Origin of the sequence: Desulfovibrio subterraneus (assembly GCF_013340285.1) — a bacterium.
Lineage (GTDB): Bacteria > Desulfobacterota > Desulfovibrionia > Desulfovibrionales > Desulfovibrionaceae > Halodesulfovibrio > Halodesulfovibrio subterraneus.
The window spans coordinates 402,236-417,771 of record NZ_BLVO01000016.1 but is presented as its reverse complement, the minus strand read 5'-3'; the positions used below and the strand labels follow the sequence as shown (position 1 = coordinate 417,771).

General features: G+C 53.6%; 13 protein-coding genes. 4 read left to right on the top strand and 9 right to left on the bottom strand.

What is annotated here, in order from left to right; translation table 11 throughout:
- Positions 1–101: 101 nt before the first annotated feature.
- The 3 genes from HUV30_RS16210 to HUV30_RS16200 all read right to left on the bottom strand — a co-directional run bounded on the left by HUV30_RS16210 (position 102) and on the right by HUV30_RS16200 (position 2,883).
- Positions 102–1,019 carry a hypothetical protein gene (locus tag HUV30_RS16210; RefSeq protein WP_174406544.1) on the bottom strand — a complete coding sequence of 306 codons (918 nt, stop codon included), beginning with the start codon at positions 1,017–1,019 and terminating at the stop codon, positions 102–104.
- A 2-nt stretch (positions 1,020–1,021) separates the two neighbouring features.
- Positions 1,022–2,026 carry a hypothetical protein gene (locus HUV30_RS16205; RefSeq protein ID WP_174406543.1) on the bottom strand — a complete coding sequence of 335 codons (1,005 nt, stop codon included), beginning with the start codon at positions 2,024–2,026 and terminating at the stop codon, positions 1,022–1,024.
- A 524-nt stretch (positions 2,027–2,550) separates the two neighbouring features.
- Entirely contained in the window at positions 2,551–2,883 is a 333-nt protein-coding gene (locus tag HUV30_RS16200) for a nuclear transport factor 2 family protein (protein WP_174406542.1), read from the bottom strand.
- Positions 2,884–3,053: 170 nt separating this feature from the next.
- On the opposite strand from HUV30_RS16200, the gene HUV30_RS16195 reads away from it, so the two are divergent.
- Entirely contained in the window at positions 3,054–4,025 is a 972-nt protein-coding gene (locus HUV30_RS16195) for a quinone oxidoreductase family protein (RefSeq protein ID WP_174406541.1), read from the top strand.
- A gap of 27 nt (positions 4,026–4,052) precedes the next feature.
- Here the strand turns inward: HUV30_RS16195 and HUV30_RS16190 are convergent, their stop codons facing one another.
- The 5 genes from HUV30_RS16190 to HUV30_RS16170 all read right to left on the bottom strand — a co-directional run bounded on the left by HUV30_RS16190 (position 4,053) and on the right by HUV30_RS16170 (position 11,106).
- A complete protein-coding gene (locus HUV30_RS16190) occupies positions 4,053–4,988 on the bottom strand; it encodes a helix-turn-helix transcriptional regulator (protein ID WP_174406540.1) in 936 nt (311 codons plus the stop codon).
- 590 nt (positions 4,989–5,578) lie between these two features.
- A complete protein-coding gene (locus tag HUV30_RS16185) occupies positions 5,579–6,028 on the bottom strand; it encodes a hypothetical protein (RefSeq protein WP_174406539.1) in 450 nt (149 codons plus the stop codon).
- A gap of 74 nt (positions 6,029–6,102) precedes the next feature.
- The gene (locus HUV30_RS16180) at positions 6,103–6,669 is read right to left on the bottom strand and encodes a GNAT family N-acetyltransferase (protein ID WP_174406538.1); all 567 of its coding nucleotides are present in this window, start codon (positions 6,667–6,669) and stop codon (positions 6,103–6,105) included.
- A 57-nt stretch (positions 6,670–6,726) separates the two neighbouring features.
- Positions 6,727–9,861, bottom strand: coding sequence for an efflux RND transporter permease subunit (locus tag HUV30_RS16175; RefSeq protein ID WP_174406537.1), 3,135 nt, complete (start codon positions 9,859–9,861; stop codon positions 6,727–6,729).
- A gap of 6 nt (positions 9,862–9,867) precedes the next feature.
- Positions 9,868–11,106 carry an efflux RND transporter periplasmic adaptor subunit gene (locus HUV30_RS16170; RefSeq protein ID WP_243452223.1) on the bottom strand — a complete coding sequence of 413 codons (1,239 nt, stop codon included), beginning with the start codon at positions 11,104–11,106 and terminating at the stop codon, positions 9,868–9,870.
- A gap of 108 nt (positions 11,107–11,214) precedes the next feature.
- Here HUV30_RS16170 and HUV30_RS16165 point away from each other — a divergent pair, with 108 nt between their 5' ends.
- Both HUV30_RS16165 and HUV30_RS18485 read left to right on the top strand, forming a co-directional pair.
- Entirely contained in the window at positions 11,215–12,030 is an 816-nt protein-coding gene (locus tag HUV30_RS16165) for a MerR family transcriptional regulator (protein ID WP_174406535.1), read from the top strand.
- Positions 12,031–12,095: 65 nt separating this feature from the next.
- Positions 12,096–12,218, top strand: coding sequence for a hypothetical protein (locus HUV30_RS18485; RefSeq protein WP_276512324.1), 123 nt, complete (start codon positions 12,096–12,098; stop codon positions 12,216–12,218).
- 135 nt (positions 12,219–12,353) lie between these two features.
- Here HUV30_RS18485 and HUV30_RS16160 read toward each other — a convergent pair whose 3' ends face one another.
- Positions 12,354–13,973: a sigma-54-dependent Fis family transcriptional regulator gene (locus HUV30_RS16160; protein ID WP_174406534.1), complete on the bottom strand. Its 1,620-nt coding sequence runs from the start codon at positions 13,971–13,973 to the stop codon at positions 12,354–12,356.
- Between the two features lie 788 nt (positions 13,974–14,761).
- On the opposite strand from HUV30_RS16160, the gene HUV30_RS16155 reads away from it, so the two are divergent.
- Positions 14,762–15,535: a DUF169 domain-containing protein gene (locus HUV30_RS16155; protein WP_174406533.1), complete on the top strand. Its 774-nt coding sequence runs from the start codon at positions 14,762–14,764 to the stop codon at positions 15,533–15,535.
- Position 15,536 lies beyond the last annotated feature (1 nt).

The window sequence follows — 15,536 nt, the reverse complement described above, 5'->3', positions numbered from 1 at the left end:
ATGCCTTAACAGCCTGCCGACTATACCACTACACCCAGACATTCTACAGGGTCTCCCTGTTTGAATACTGCTTCTAACCTTGCACACGAACAAGCCAGGCATTATTGGTGCGCAGCCTGCAATCTCATGGAATTCAGGACGAAATTCCAAACGGCCTCATGCCAGCCTTCATCCCTGGAAAGAGAGCCTTTCAGAGACACGTCCAGATGAACCCTTCCCACATCCGGCATATCTCCCTCAAAGAACCATTCATAATACCGGATATTCGGCAGAATCCCCTCAGCCATCCATTCGGTACCTTCAAAACCGCAGACCTTCCGCTTCCTGGTATATTCAGCCTTGTGCCCAAATTTCTCGTGGGTAGAGGTTCCGGTTTTCAAATCAATCATGTGCTTGTCTGAATTCAAAGGTTCTTTCGCGTAGTAGACTGATAGCTCAAGGGAGCCGGAACTGTCTTTCCCCTGCACCACTGTTTGCCAATGCGTTATGTCCCCGGCCTGCTCTAGGGCGCCATAGCGTGTTCGGTATGAACCAACAGTCGCTGGTTTGTAGTTTCTTTGCGCCAGCATAATATCGGAAATGAACGTATCCGTAGATACGGGCTTGAGATAGTTCAGCCATATATATCCTAAATCTGTTTCAAAGGCTGCGCCCCAGAACAGGTCTCCTTCAGCTACAATACTCATATTCGCAGGCAGCCCCACTCTTGCTGTCATCGTATCCATGGGCAGCTCGTCCGGCACCATCAACCTGCACTTGGACGCATCATTGCATGTCAAAAACAGCTTTTTCGCTGCTATCCCCCTCGCCGTTGACGAGGAATCAATCTTCGACTTGGGCAGCTCGCGCAAGATGGCATCGTTTATCCTTGTGTACATAACCCGGGTAGTAAGCGAGGTCGGCACGTCCATGCTGTACACGCCAAACTCTACGGGGTTGTAATCCTGCACCTTGTATGTGCGGCCACATCCGCCAGCCAGTGCCAGAAACAGAGAAAGAACAACAAAGCGAACGACCATGGCTAGCGCCTCACGGTAATGGTCTTGAGCAAATGATCCCAGACCTTAAGATTGCTATCGTACGCTTTAGAATCGGTTGAAGCAGATACTATCTTGAGCGTTAATTCCCCTTCTCCGGCCGGCGATGGCACTTTGCCCCACCATTCGAATATGGACCTGTCGCCCATGCCCATTGTTACAAACAGACCCTGATCTTCAACGACCACCTCATATCCCTTTATACCGTCAATCTCATATTCATGATTACGCTCTTCATCTGGCAATAAAAAATACGCAGCAGGGTGAATATGAAGAACAGCACTCATGGCCGTTGGAAGGGGAAGCTGGAAGTGTTTCAGCTTTCCACCGTAATCAATGAGAATATAGTCAGAGGAAAGCTGAGAACGGTAGGTCACCTCATAGGTGAATGGAATTGACGTGGAAAGCAATCCCCTGAAAAATCCATTCGTAATGGCAAAATCCTTGGTACCTTCGCCCGCTTCGGGCCTGTATAGAGAGTGGAGCAGCTTTGCGCTGTTCTGCACGCCATCTATGTCGAGATCCGCATCAGCCTTGATTAACACCAAATAGACATTGCTTTCCTGCACAATGTGAATGGAAATGATCAATTCCTCTTCACCCTGAAGGACACTGCTGAGCATCCACCGCGCCGGGACGCCAAACTCTTCGGAAACGTCCTTTATATTATTATTAAACCCTTTTTCACTAACCAGAGCCTGTACTAATGAAATGCTGGAAAAACACACCTTGAGCACGGCATCAATACCCGAACCATCTGTCTTGTCGCCAAGGGGGAACTCCTCCACCAACATTCCTTGAATCACAACGCGTTTTGAACTGAGCTGGTAGGCTGCGGGGAGAGAAAAAGCCACATTTCCAAACTGATGATTCCCTGTCGCTTCCTTATAGTCGGCACTGCGTCCTGCGCAACCGGTCATCATAAACAATAGCAAAAAAAACAGCACTCCCGACCTGACCGAAACAATACGAAAAGACAATATATCCATCTACAAACACCCTTCTATTGTATTCAACAAGCCCTTTAACCTGACAATAAAAACATGCCTTACTGTATAGAATGTGTTTTCGCAAACGATTTTGGGGCAATCATCAATGTCAATGAAAAGACAATATTGGATTTGAAAACCAGATAATTCACGACGAATGCAAACATTTTATTAACCGATGTTTCATCTTCAGAACCATCACAATTGGACCACCTTCACGCGCAGCCAGCATGTAACGGATATACACCATCCGGGGTTCCGTTCGTTATGCAGAGCAGCTGTCACAGCATTGAAAGAACATTGGTAACAACAAAAAAGCGGCCATGTCTTTCGATATAGCCGCTTGTGTTTGCGTGGTGGAGCTGAACGGGATTGAACCATGTCCGCTTGAATGCCATGCGGGGCCAATCTGCAGCAAAAAATCAACGTGAAGCTTCAAGACCTTCTCCACCCTCAAAATCAGGCCACTGTTCCAGCTCTCCAAGGACAACTCTCCTCTTGGGCAAGGACAACCGACGGGATCTCTACGCCAGGGTGATGGCCAGCCGGACGATGAGGTCTCCTTCCAGGGTAAATTTGTGCAGCAGATCCACCGGGCTGCCCGGGAAATCGCCGGACACGGTGGAGACCACCGACACCACGGGGCCATCCTGCTTTGATGCGCGCAGGTTATGGACCGGACGGTAGCGGGTGAAGCTCTCCTCCATCCAGACACGGATAGCCGCGTGCCCTATGTGGCGTCTTTCTTCATCATCGACCACGGCTTCGGGCGTAAAGCACGGCAGCAAGACATCAGCATTCAATCCATTGGCGCCCTCGAAATAGGTTCCGATCACGACGGGCAGATTCAGTGACATGGCTATTCTCCTTGTGGTTACGGGTGGCTTCAGTGGTCCCATGGCCCCTGTCTATAGGCTCCCACTGACAATAGTGTGTCAGCAGGGAAATCCGGCAGGCATGCTGACACACAGTTGTCAGGGGCAAGGCGCACCATGAGCCATTCGATCAACCAGCATAGGAGAACACCATGTTTGCAGTCTATTGTGAAAAGCCCGACGACGAGAACCCGCTGGCAGCCCTGGTGGTAGGGGAGCGCCCCGAGCCGGAAACGCCCGAAGGATGGGTTCGGGTGCGTATCACCCACGCCAGCCTGAACCGGCACGACATCTTCACACTACGCGGGGTCACCGGACAGGACAGTCCCATTCCCTTCCCCATGATTCTGGGCAACGACGCTTCAGGCGTGCTCGACGACGGCACCCCGGTGGCAATCTATCCGCTGATCACCGGCTCTGACCGCACCGGCGACGAGACCCTTGACCCACACTGGCACGTGCTGAGTGAAAAGGTACAGGGAACGTTCGCCGACCATGTGGTCGTGCCCAGGCGCAATGCGCTGCCGCTGCCGGACGAACTGTCCCCCCTCCACGCCTCTGTCCTGGGCACGGCCTGGCTCACGGCCTACCGCATGCTGGTAACCTGTTCCGGATTGCGTCCGGGCCAGGTCATGTTGGTCCAAGGGGCATCGGGCGGAGTGTCCACGGCCTTGATTCAGCTTGGCCGCGCCGCGGGTATGGAGGTCTGGGTCACCAGCCGCACCGCTCAGGGGCTGGACCTTGCCGCAAGATTGGGGGCGCACCGAGGATTTCTGTCCGGCGAAACCTTGCCACGTAAGGTGGACGCGGTCTTTGACAGTGTGGGGGAGTCCACCTGGACGCACTCGGTTGGCTCCGTCAGGCGTGGAGGCGTCGTGGTCACTATGGGCGTGACCACTGGGCGGCATGTGACCACCGACTTGCTGCCGGTAATCGTCAACCAGCTGACCATCAGGGGGACGATCATGGGCACCTTGGACGAGATGCGCGACCTGATGCGACTTGTCGTCGATGCGGGTGTCGTCCCGGAAATAGGCAGCGTCCTCCCGATGGAACGAGCCAAGGAAGGGTTTAGGGATATGATTGAAGGACGCATGCAGGGCAAGACGGTCTTCACGCGCTAGTGACAGAACTCTTCAGGCGCAAACCGTTCATGGCGTACGGCGATGATGGGCTGCCGCAGCAGCAGCGCGCTCAGCCAACATCGAACGAAGCCGAGGCGGTTCGAGTACGGTGACGGATGTGCCAAAGGAAAGCAGCCAGGACGCGACGGAATCGAGATCGGGAGTGTTCAGAGTCAGTTCGCAGCCTTCAGCCCGATCCTCGGTCAGCCCCATCCACCATTCACGCCGGGCCCTGTCCAGAGCTTCCGCCTCGAACCGTGCACGAACGCGCAGAGCCGGGGCGGGCATGTGCTCGCGCACATAGGCGGCCAAGTCAAACTCACGGTCTGAGGTAAAGCGTTGGGCCAAGACTTCCAGATCGCGCATCCGGTCGGTGCGAAAATCACGATAATCATCCCGTAGTCGACACCAGGCAATGAGATGCCAGCGACCGAGATAGTAGAGCAGTCCGCGCGGCTCGACTTCGCGTACCTCGGCTTCGGTTTTACCGTATCCCTGATACCGGAAGCGCAGGAGCTGCTGTGCGCCCAAAGCCAGCTGGATGAGCGAGAGGTCGGCCTGCTTCGGGACTATGGCTTCCGCGACGCTAGCCATGCTGTTTTCAATCCGGTCGATCTCCGCCCGGTTGGACGCAGGCAGAATGGCCCTGATCTTCTCCAAGGCCGTATCCATATGTTTGCGGAAGTCCGAAGTTGCGTGGCGCTGAAGAAGCAGGCCGCCTGTGGACAGGGCCAAGGCCTCGGCCTTGGTGAAGTTCACGGGCGGCAGGCTGTACCCCTTCATCAACGAGTAGCCCACACCTGCCTCGCCCAGAATAGGCACCCCCACCTCGCCCAGAGCCTTTAGGTCACGATAGATAGTCCTAATGCTCAGGCCGAAGTGATCGGCCATATCCGCCGCCGTGGCGAAACGCCTGGACTGAAGATAGATGATCAGGCCCAGCAGCCGGTCAATTCGATTCACCCAACCTCCCATGGGGCATGGCGAAGCCACGCTTCCCGTTGAAACAACATTCAATCAGTTTACAAGGTATCTCCACGGGCCACGATTGTAAAAAAGAAAAGGGGTTTCGAGCGAATCGCTCGAAACCCCTTGAACGTACGTGGTGGAGCTGAACGCGATTGAACCATGACCGCTTGAATGCCATGCCCCCCTATGGGAAAACTTGTCTCGGTATTTCTGTGAAATATGTAAAGCTATGAAGGGCAGAGTCGGGCAATTGGCGACATTTGCCGACCAGGGATATTCAGCCCGACCCAAGTCCGCCTCCTTCGCCCATGGCAATCGCTCTCCTCTTCCCCCCCCCGACCTTCGTGGCGTATCTCAAGCGAATAGAACCATGATGTGCTTTGGCAACCATCCATTTCCAACGCCAAGCACCACAAGAATATTCCACCGAAATACTTAACAAAACCATTCAAAGAGAAACTAACCAACCCTGGCTAGCTCATATATCAAGAAGGTGCTGAACGGTTACCGAGAAAGAGGCCGTCCTGACAAGCATGACGGCCTCTTATACGGCTCGGAAAGTGGAGCATCATTGGGGAAGTGGATCATTTTGAGGAATACACTTTGGACTGAATCTTCGATGCTTCCTTTTCCAGTTGATCCACCTGATTTTTGAGTTTCTTTACCTGCTCTTCCTTTGAGGGATCATTCGCTGCCGCCTGCGCTGCCTCATCCAGTTTCGCCTGTTTCGATTTGACCTCGCCCTTTTTAGTTTGCAGTTCCTTCTCAAGGTCGGTGACATTCACGCTGCTGGCGGCATGCACATCGACGCTACCTTTCCCGGAATTGGATGCACCACCAGATGCATCCTTGCCGGAGGCGTCCGTCCGCAGCTCCGTGGATTTTCTGCGCCCTTCCTCGGAAATGACTACAGTATCCCCATGCGCCGCCGCAGTTTCGTTTTTCGCACCCGCCTTTATATTCTGGCCTGTGCGCTGTGTACTTTGCATCTCATCAACATTTGTTCCAAGCGTACCGACTGTCCCGATGTTCATAGCAACTCCTTGCGTTGTATTGTTATTTCAACGTCAACGTAATGCCGCGCTTCCGGTGAATCTTTGAGCAAACTCTAAGGCTGGTCGAAATACTGTGAGTTGAGCATCTTGCAGAATTCCCACTCTCTTTTCAAAACCGCATAGACAAAGGTGTTTTCATATTTCGGTGTGCCATCAGGATTGTTGGTGAAAGTTACAAACTCTATGAAAAACCCCTCTCTGCACATATCGAGGCGTTCACAGAGCTTTTGGGAGCTGTGATTCGTCTCTTCTACGTATCCATAAATTCGCCTTGCTCCCCTGCTGGTGAAAAGGAAATCGAGGAATGCCCTCGCCCCTTCACTTGCATATCCCTTACCCTCATACTGCGCGTTGAAGTTCCAACCCACGCTATACGTGTCGGGCTCCTCTTTAATCGCGAAGACCTCACCGATAACGGAGTCTGTTTCCTGTAAACAAACGGCCAGCTGCAATTCGTCCTGACTTTTGCGCGCAACAGTGGCAGCAGCCTCTTCCAGCGTGCGGACTCTTTCCGCAAGAAAGCAATTCGCACGAGGATGCGAAAGATATGCAAACACCCCTTCAGCATCTTTGGTCTCAAAATTCCGTATAAGCAGCCTTTCTGTTTTGATCCTCGTCACCTGTATATCCTCCCTTCCGGAAGTTAGTTATCCGTATCCGCGAGAGACTTTTCCAGCTTATGCGTTAGGAACCGTCGATGAGGCCGGAGCATGTTCATGACCCTTTTTTCGCCCAAACAACCTGGTCACCAGAACGAAGAACAGCGGTGTGTAGTAAACACCGAGTCCCGTTGCGGTGATCATACCCGCCATTACGGCCGTTCCGAGGGCGTTCTGCGCTGCGGAACCGGCGCCGGTGCTGAAGGCCAAAGGCACAACACCAAGAATGAAGCACAGCGAGGTCATGAGCACGGGCCGCAAACGGAGACGCGAAGCTTCCACGGTGGCCGTGAGCAGATCTTTCCCCTCATGGTGCAAAGCTCTTGCGAATTCCACTATCAGGATGGAGTTCTTGGCGGACAGGCCAACGATGGTGAGCAGGGCTATCTGAAAATAGATGTCGTTATTCATGCCGCGAAGGTACACCCCACCCAGGGCTCCAATTACGCCTGTGGGGACCGCCATGAGCACCGCCAGGGGAATCGTCCAACTTTCGTACAACGCTGCAAGGCTCAGAAAAACAACGATGATGGAAATGGCGTACAGCAGTGGAGCCTGATTGGAGGCCATGCGCTGCTGGTATGAAAGGCCCGTCCATGCATAGTCAAAACCGGAAGGCAGTTTTGCCGCACTTTCTTCCATTTCCAGCATCGCCTGTCCGGAACTTTTCCCTTGAACTGCGGCCCCTTCGATTTTCACTGATGGAATCCCTTGATAGCGCGTCAGGCTTGGCGAGGCTAAACCCGACTTCACAGCAAGAAAGTTGCTGAACGGCACCATTTCATCTTTGGCGTTGCGCAGGTAATAGCGCCTGAAGTCGTCCACGCCGGTCCGAAACGATGGTTCAGCCTGAAAATACACCTTTTTCGTTCTGCCCCGGTCCGAAAAGTCGTTGATATACTCCCCAGCCCAGTATGCGCTGATGGCGTTATTAATGTCCCCTCTGGAAAGGCCGTATGCGCCTGCTTTTCCATTATTAATCAGAAGGTCATATTGCTCTGCGTCCTCCATTCCGCCATAACGGGCGTAGGAGACGGAGGGCCTTTTCGCGGCGTCTTCCAGCAGAGCATCCTTGGCTTTGAGCAGAGCCGCACGGCCGTTGCCTCCGCGATCCATCAGCTCCATTTCAAAGCCTGAGGACGTGCCGAGATCCATGGCAGCCGGTGGTGCCATAACGACAATGTCTGCACCATGAATGGACGAAAAACGGGCGGAAGCCCGCTCCATAACATCAAAGACACCTTGCCCCTGTCCCCGTTCGCTCCAGTCCTTCAGCAAGGGGAACACCATGGCCGAACTCTGGCCTGAGCCACTGAAGCCCCAACCCACGACCGACATGACACTTTGGATGGCATCTTTCTCCTCAGTGCGGAAATACTCATCGATTTCTTTGACTATTTTCTCGGTACGCTCCTGTGATGCGCCGGACGGAAGCTGCACATCGACATATAAGATTCCCTGATCTTCGTCGGGCAAAAAAGAATCCGGCAGGCGCGAGAACAACACCGCGCACATCGCGACCACAAAGACAACTGTGGTCGTCCACGTTTTGGGCCGTTTCACAATACCAGCCACCTGAACGGCGTACCGTCCGGTGAGCGCGTCGAACCACCTGTTGAATCTGCCGAACACACCAGCCTCCGCTCTGTGCTTCTTTACTGTCAGGATGGTGGCGCACAAAGCCGGTGTAAGCACAATGGCCACAACAACGGAAAGCACCATGGAGGCAACGATGGTAATGGAAAATTGCCTGAAAATAGAGCCTGTTGAACCAGATATGAAGGCCATGGGAATGAATACGGCGGAAATAACCACGGCAACGCCGACAAGTGCCCCGGTTATCTGACGCATGGATTTGAGCGCGGCTTCTCTGGCAGAGAGTTTCTCCTCCCGCATCAGGCGTTCCACGTTTTCCACCACGACAATGGCATCATCGACCAACAGGCCGATCGCCAGAACCATGCCGAACATGGTCAGCGTGTTGATGGAAAAACCGGCAACCGCCAGCACCGCAAATACACCGAGCAAAACTACCGGAACAGCGATGGCCGAAACAAGCGTGGCGCGGAAGCTTTGCAGGAACAAGAACATCACCACCACGACCAGGGCTATGGCCTCGAGAAGAGTGCGAACAACTGATTGTATGGATTTTTCTACAATGGGCGCCTTGTCTTCGGCATAGGCGTAAGTGAGCCCCGGCGGGAAAAAGGCGGCAAGCGCTTCCAGTTCGGCCTTGATGGCCTGAGTGGTTTTCAGGACGTTGGCTCCGGAGGAAAGTTTGAATGACAACCCTGTTCCCGCGTGGCCGTTAAAATAGGTCCCGCCTGTTGCGCTTTCTTCATTGAGCTCGATGCGGGCAACATCCTTGAGCAACAGAACTGCCCCGTTCTCTTCCACGCGCAGAAGTATTTGCTCAAACTGCTCCACGGTCTCCAGACTCGAGGAGGCATTGATGGCAATATTTATTTCCTGACCGGGGGGAGCAGGTGATTCGCCCACCTGCCCGCCTGCAACCTGAGAATTTTGTTCACGTATAGCGGTCAGAACGTCCTGAGGATTCAGCCTGTACTGCCGCATTTTGTCGGGATCGCACCAGATACGCATTGCGTTCTGAGAGCCATAGAGAGTGACAGACCCCACTCCCTGAATCCGGCTTAACGGATCAACAAGGGAACTCGCCACGTAATCACTGATGTCGCTTGCCCGCATCATGTTACGGGCGTCATACAAAGCAACGGTCATGAAAGAGTTCTCAACGGCCTTGAATGCCTGAACTCCTTGCCTTTGCACCGCTTCAGGCAGCAGGGACATGGCTTGCTGCAACTTGTTCTGCACCTGAACCTGTGCCGTATCTATATCCGTTCCGGCCGTGAAAGTGAGATTAATCTCCGAACCGCTGGAAGAGCCGCTGGTGGAGCTCATGTGCAGCAGGTTGTCCAGTCCCTTGAGTTGTTGCTCGATAATCTGTGTTACGCTCCGGTCAACAATGGACGCGGAGGCTCCGGGATACTGAGCGGAAATGGATATCTGCGGCAGGGCTATGTCCGGATAATGGGCCACCGGAAGCCTGCCCAGGGCAAGCACTCCGGCCAGCATGATGACGATGGCGATAACCCAGGCGAAAATAGGGCGATTGATAAAGAACGCTGCCATGATTTATCAATCCTTCCTTTCGGGGGCTCTGGCGACAGCTTCAGCGGGAACGCGTTGCGCGGGAGTGCCCTTGACCAGTTCGCCGGGAGTGGCTTTCTGAAATCCCTCCACCACCAGAATATCTCCGGCATTCAAGCCGGAGCCGACAACCCAGCGGTTGCCTGATGCGCGTTCAAGCCGGATATCGCGGCGCTCAACCCGGAATACACCATCTCCGGCAGCATCTCGCCGTAATACATAGGCAGAATGTCCGCCGGCATTGTTCGCAAACGCAGCGCCTTGCGGAATCAGCACTGCATTGCCTACCACCCCTTCTTCGATAGTTGCCTTTACATACATTCCCGGCAGCAGCAGCCTGTCCGGATTACTGAATACAGCCCGCAACAGAATACTTCCCGTACTTTGCCCGACGGATATCTCCGAGAACAACAGATCCCCCTGTATCCATTCCTGTTCTCCATCCGCCTTTGTCCGGGTTATCGCCGTGTACGGAGATCCGTCTTCAAGGGTAAGGCGCACCTTGGTGGCACTGCCTTCGGGAGCCATTCGCCCTTGAGCCATGGCCCGGCGCAGGCGTATAGTGTCCGTGCTGGATTGCGCTATATCCACATAGACGCGATCCGTCTGTTGGATGACGGCGAGAGCAGATGGCTGGTTTGCCGTGACAAGAGCACCGACAGTTACGGACGAAGCTCCAATGCGTCCTGCCACCGGTGCTTTAATTTCCGTGTAGGCAAGATTAATTGCGGCGGCTTCCAGTTCGGCTTGAGCCTTGGCAACCCGGGCAGTGGCCTGTCCGTGCTGGGAAATGGTATTGTCCAGTTCCTGTGAGCTGACGGCATGTTGGGAGATCAAAAGCCGCTGCCGTGTTTCCAGCAGGGCAATAGCCGCCACATTGGCTTGCGCCTCCGCCAGCGATGCTTTGGCCATGGCGTACGCCGCCTTGTGAACTGCAGGGTCAATACGATACAATACTTGCCCCTTTGCCACATCCGCGCCTTCTTCAAAGAGGCGTTCAACGATGATGCCGTCCACCTGAGGCCTTACTTCCGCCATTACAAGCGCGGAAACCCGCCCCGGCAATGTGCTGCTCAGAGTTAATTTTTCTTCCCTGACCACCGAGTACCGCACCTCGGCAGGCGCGGACGCGAGCGGTTCCGATGCGTCACAGCCCGCCACGGACACAATACAGCACAGCGCTATAACCACCCGCCACAATTGTATATTCACAATCCCCCGAACCATTTGAGACACCTCTATCCTATTCGGCACCAGACGTGCCGACTTGCTGTTTGTCCTAGTTTGTGCGAGGTTAAGGTATGAAGTAACTTTAGAGTCAACAGAAAAATAAACATGAAAAAACATATTCTTACGACAGGCGAGTTCGCAAAGCTATGCGGAACACAGAAAGGGACGCTGCTGTTTTACGACAAAGAAGGGCTGCTGAAACCAAAGCACGTTTCTGAAAACGGCTATCGGCGCTACGAGATAGAACAGTATTTTGAATTCGACCTGCTCTCGATGCTCAAGGAAGTCGGCAGTTCGCTGAAAGAAATCAAAACTCATTTACGCCATATGGATGGTGAGAGTTTCCTGTCTTTTCTTGAGGAGAAGCAGGTTGCCGCAGAAAGGGAATTGAACAAACTGAAGCAACGGACGCTTATGCTCGGGGACATGGCCGAGTGTCTGCGCGAAGCTTTGAATTTTGACTACGACGTATTGACCGTGGAACAGCAGGAAGAAGAGCGTCTGGAGGTGACCCCCACCGGGGCAAGCCCATCCGAGTCACAATGGGACCTGGTCCAACGATTTGTCGAGTTCCATGATACCTATGAAAGGCAGGAACAAAAGCCACGCTCCCCGTTCGGTTTTATCTTCGAACCGGATGACGTGCGCCGGGGCAAGCTCCTCGAGCGCTATTCCTTCCACCGGGCAAGGCGCACAACGCCGCGTTCACGGCTTCACGTCAAACCTAAAGGCAGGTGGGCCATTCTGGCTCATAAAGGAACGGAAGAAACGCACAGACAGGCCCTTACCAACATGTTGGAAACAATCGTTTCCTCCGGCATGACCATAAAGAGTGATATCTATGTGTACGACATGATGAGCTATATCATCAATGACACTGGAGATTGCTACGCGCAGAAGTATTGTATTCTGGTGGAATAGCGCGCCCATTCTGAAGTAAGCCGGGAACGGCGTTCCCCGTGCCGGCACTCTGCTGTGAACGTGGCATGAGCTGCGCTACGTTCGACCGTGGCGGACATAGCCTGGCGGCCACCGTTGTGTGGCATGACCGCAGCGTTCTTATGGCTCCGGTGAAGGAATGGGATCAGGAATACCGGCAACTCGCATAGGAGAAGCCGCGAAAGGCTGAATCGGGCAATCGGCGACATTCTCCGGCCGGGGATATCCTATAAGGCTCGCCGCCCCGCCTCTTCAGGGCAAACGGCAACGGATTGTTCGCAAAATCCAGTTTTCCCAAAACCTCTTCATTTCCGGCCAATCTTCATTGCCTTAATTCTGGTAGACAGTGTCGTTGGCCGCACACCCAATAACGAGGCAGCTCCATCCGGACCATAGATCTTGCCATTGCAAAGCCTGAGGGCGTTCTCGATATTCTGCTTTTGAAGCCGCATCATATCATTTTCGGTCAGCACCCCCGAAGAGGCATCTGCAGAAGGAGGGAACGAGGCGCAATTCCGCACGTCGCCCAAAAGCCCGAGGGCCCCCGGACGGACGGATCTTGAGGAGGAAGAAATGGCAAAACGCTCCACGACATTTTGCAACTCACGAACATTGCCCGGCCAATCGTAGCGAACAAGTTCATCTATCTGTGCGGGAGTAAAACTGAATACGGAACGATTCATATCTCTGAGACAGCGTTTGAGAAAATGATCTGCCAGCGGCTCAATATCTTCTCTTCTTTCGCGCAAGGGAGGAATAGTTATAGGAAAGACATTCAAACGAAAATACAAGTCTTCGCGGAAACGCCCGGCCTGCATCTCCTTTTTCAGATCCCGGTTTGTTGCGGCAATTATGCGCACATCAACCTTTCTGATTTTTTCCTCCCCCAATCTCTCATATTCCCCTTCCTGCAGGACGCGTAACAACTGGGCCTGTTGTTCCATGGGGATTTCACCGATTTCGTCCAAAAACAAGGTACCCTGATGCGCCGCCCCGAATTTCCCTGCCCTGTCTGCAAGCGCACCGGTAAAAGCCCCACGGGTATGACCAAAAAATTCACTCGAAAACAGCTCTTTGGGTACCGAGGCGCAGTTAACCCTGACCAAAGGCTTACTTCTGCGGGAGCTTTTCTGATGCACCTCCCACGCCACAAGCTCTTTGCCGGTACCCGACTCGCCAAGAATCAGCACGTTCGCATTCGAAGGAGCCACAAGGTCAATCTGGTCAATTACATGGTGCAGCGAGGCACTTCGGCCGACAAATCCTCCTGCGGAAGCAACATCAGAGAGCTCTTCACGCAGATAGTCATTTTCCGCTTCAAGCTGTTTCGTCAATGCCTGAATTTTCTCGAAGGCCATCGCATTGGCCAACGCCGAGGCGGCGTGGTTTGCGATTATTCCCAAAACATCCAGAGCTGACTGCGTCATCCGGTTTTTGGTAAACACAGCCAGAACTCCTAATATCTCCCCCTGAAATCGCATGGGGTACCCTGCAAAGCTCTCCAGATGCTCCTTCCGTGCCCAGTCGGGATGAGCAATCCATTTGGAATCATTCTGGATCGACTCAATAATCACCGGCACGCCCAATGCCGCAATGTGACCCACCTTACGGGCTCCCATCGGGAATCTTCTGTGCGCTCCATCCAATCGAGTCCAGTCTGCCGTTTTGTCTACCTGAGAGTGCCCTGCACTTGCGACGAGATGAAGGCATTTATCTTGAGACCCGCATTCTTCTGCCAAAAGGCACGAGGAGCAACTGTCACCCCTTCGGACAAGCCATATCCTCGCAAGGGCTATCTCGTTGAATGCGGAGAGATGGTCGACAATCAATTTGAAGAGCAAACCGGTAGAGCGCTGTTGTCCCATCTGCAACAACAGCGCCTGAATACGTTCGTTTGTAAAATGAAATGTTTTCACTTCGACCATTGAGGCAGAGTATGCCAATCACCCTCTGACGACAACTGTGATGCACAGCAACAAAAACTGCGCCGAACTACCGGAGGACATATCCCGTACGCTGCTACACTCCTCCGCGCTCTTCCCCGGCAAGCGAAACAAGAGCAGGCCCTGTCGAAAAGTCCCGGGGCACCCGCCTGATACGCCAGAAATGATGGCTCCCCAAAACGGCCACACCCAAGATCATGACCCCTTCTCCAACGCGCGGTGCATGTGTGTATACAGGGCGAGATCTCCCCGTTCACTCGAAACGGTTTTCAATCCGCACCCGGACTGATGATCGCGCCGTTCAGCACTCCGCAACAGCAATCTCCGCTGCGGAGCAAGCAATTACTATACCGCAGACGACATCATCTTATTTATCTCAAATTATTATACTTTTGGCTTCAGCAAAGCGGGCAGGCAACGGAAATCAGTTGACCACCGTAAATCCGTTCCATTTGCAACGTATTTCCGTTGTTAGCCTGCCGGAGCACCCCGAGAATGCATCCGGAAAACGTGTCTGCCCTGCAAAAGGCTCTCTCGGGAAAGACGCGCTACGTAGACAGCGCAAGGGATACGGGTACCAAGAGTGTTCTGCGCACCAGCAGATAGGAGCAAACGGCATATCTTTTGCTGTTTGACCATGCATTCAATTGCTCATCCGTCATGACAGGGTCGTCCGCAAAGCCGACAGACCTGCTTCGCTCGCTTCCATGCAAGTATTCAGAAGCACCAACCTGTTCCGCACGGATACATAAATCAGGGAGACACGCTGCATGACGTATAAAGAAATACAAGCACTCTTGATGAAAGAACTGCGCCTCTACCATTATCCGGTGGCGGTGAAGTTCTTTTACGATGCCTGCGAACTGAAGGCGTTTCATGATCGCGCAAGGGAAATTCACACGCCCTTGAAACCCATGACGTTCTGCCAATGGGAAATCGCAGCGCGCATGCAGGGACAAATCGTCTATTCCGACGCGGATGGCCTCGGGTGCGGCAATGCGAAATACTGCTTTGGCTGGAAGGGGTTGGACGAGGCCGAGATCAAGGGCCACGCCAAATACGTCAGGGATATGGACCAAGCGAAGAAGTTCGTCGCGTCCAAGGCGGTTCTCATGCCGGGCTTGCTGGGGGTGGCAGTCGCTCCGCTTGAAGCCATCGACAATCTCTTCGAACCCGACACTGTCCATTTCTATTGTGACAACATGCAGGCCTACCATCTTGCTGTCGACTACATGGCTGCAACAGACACCCACCCCCTGCGACCCAACATAACCATGAACTCCTCGGCCTGCGGCGGTAACGTCTGGAGCTTTGTCGAACAGAAATTCAACATGCTTCCTGCCTGCTCCGGCAGTTACAATGCCGGAAAAACGGAACGGGGAGAAATCAACGTAATCATCCCCGGCTCAAAGTTCCGGATCACCATTGAAAGACTCAGGCAACGAATAGCGTTGGCCAGTAGCTCCATCACCCGCCCGGGAGATGGATTTCCCGGTGCTGACATTTGCAAGAATTGTCCGTTGATCATCTTCAAAAAGAAATAGG

Coding starts and splice junctions, on each gene's coding strand:
- HUV30_RS16175 (WP_174406537.1), bottom strand. CDS start 9,861: ATGGCAGCGTTCTTTATCAATCGCCCTATTTTCGCCTGGGTTATCGCC.
- HUV30_RS16195 (WP_174406541.1), top strand. CDS start 3,054: ATGTTTGCAGTCTATTGTGAAAAGCCCGACGACGAGAACCCGCTGGCA.
- HUV30_RS16200 (WP_174406542.1), bottom strand. CDS start 2,883: ATGTCACTGAATCTGCCCGTCGTGATCGGAACCTATTTCGAGGGCGCC.
- HUV30_RS18485 (WP_276512324.1), top strand. CDS start 12,096: ATGAGCTGCGCTACGTTCGACCGTGGCGGACATAGCCTGGCGGCCACC.
- HUV30_RS16185 (WP_174406539.1), bottom strand. CDS start 6,028: ATGAACATCGGGACAGTCGGTACGCTTGGAACAAATGTTGATGAGATG.
- HUV30_RS16160 (WP_174406534.1), bottom strand. CDS start 13,973: ATGGTCGAAGTGAAAACATTTCATTTTACAAACGAACGTATTCAGGCG.
- HUV30_RS16165 (WP_174406535.1), top strand. CDS start 11,215: ATGAAAAAACATATTCTTACGACAGGCGAGTTCGCAAAGCTATGCGGA.
- HUV30_RS16155 (WP_174406533.1), top strand. CDS start 14,762: ATGACGTATAAAGAAATACAAGCACTCTTGATGAAAGAACTGCGCCTC.
- HUV30_RS16210 (WP_174406544.1), bottom strand. CDS start 1,019: ATGGTCGTTCGCTTTGTTGTTCTTTCTCTGTTTCTGGCACTGGCTGGC.
- HUV30_RS16205 (WP_174406543.1), bottom strand. CDS start 2,026: ATGGATATATTGTCTTTTCGTATTGTTTCGGTCAGGTCGGGAGTGCTG.
- HUV30_RS16170 (WP_243452223.1), bottom strand. CDS start 11,106: ATGGTTCGGGGGATTGTGAATATACAATTGTGGCGGGTGGTTATAGCG.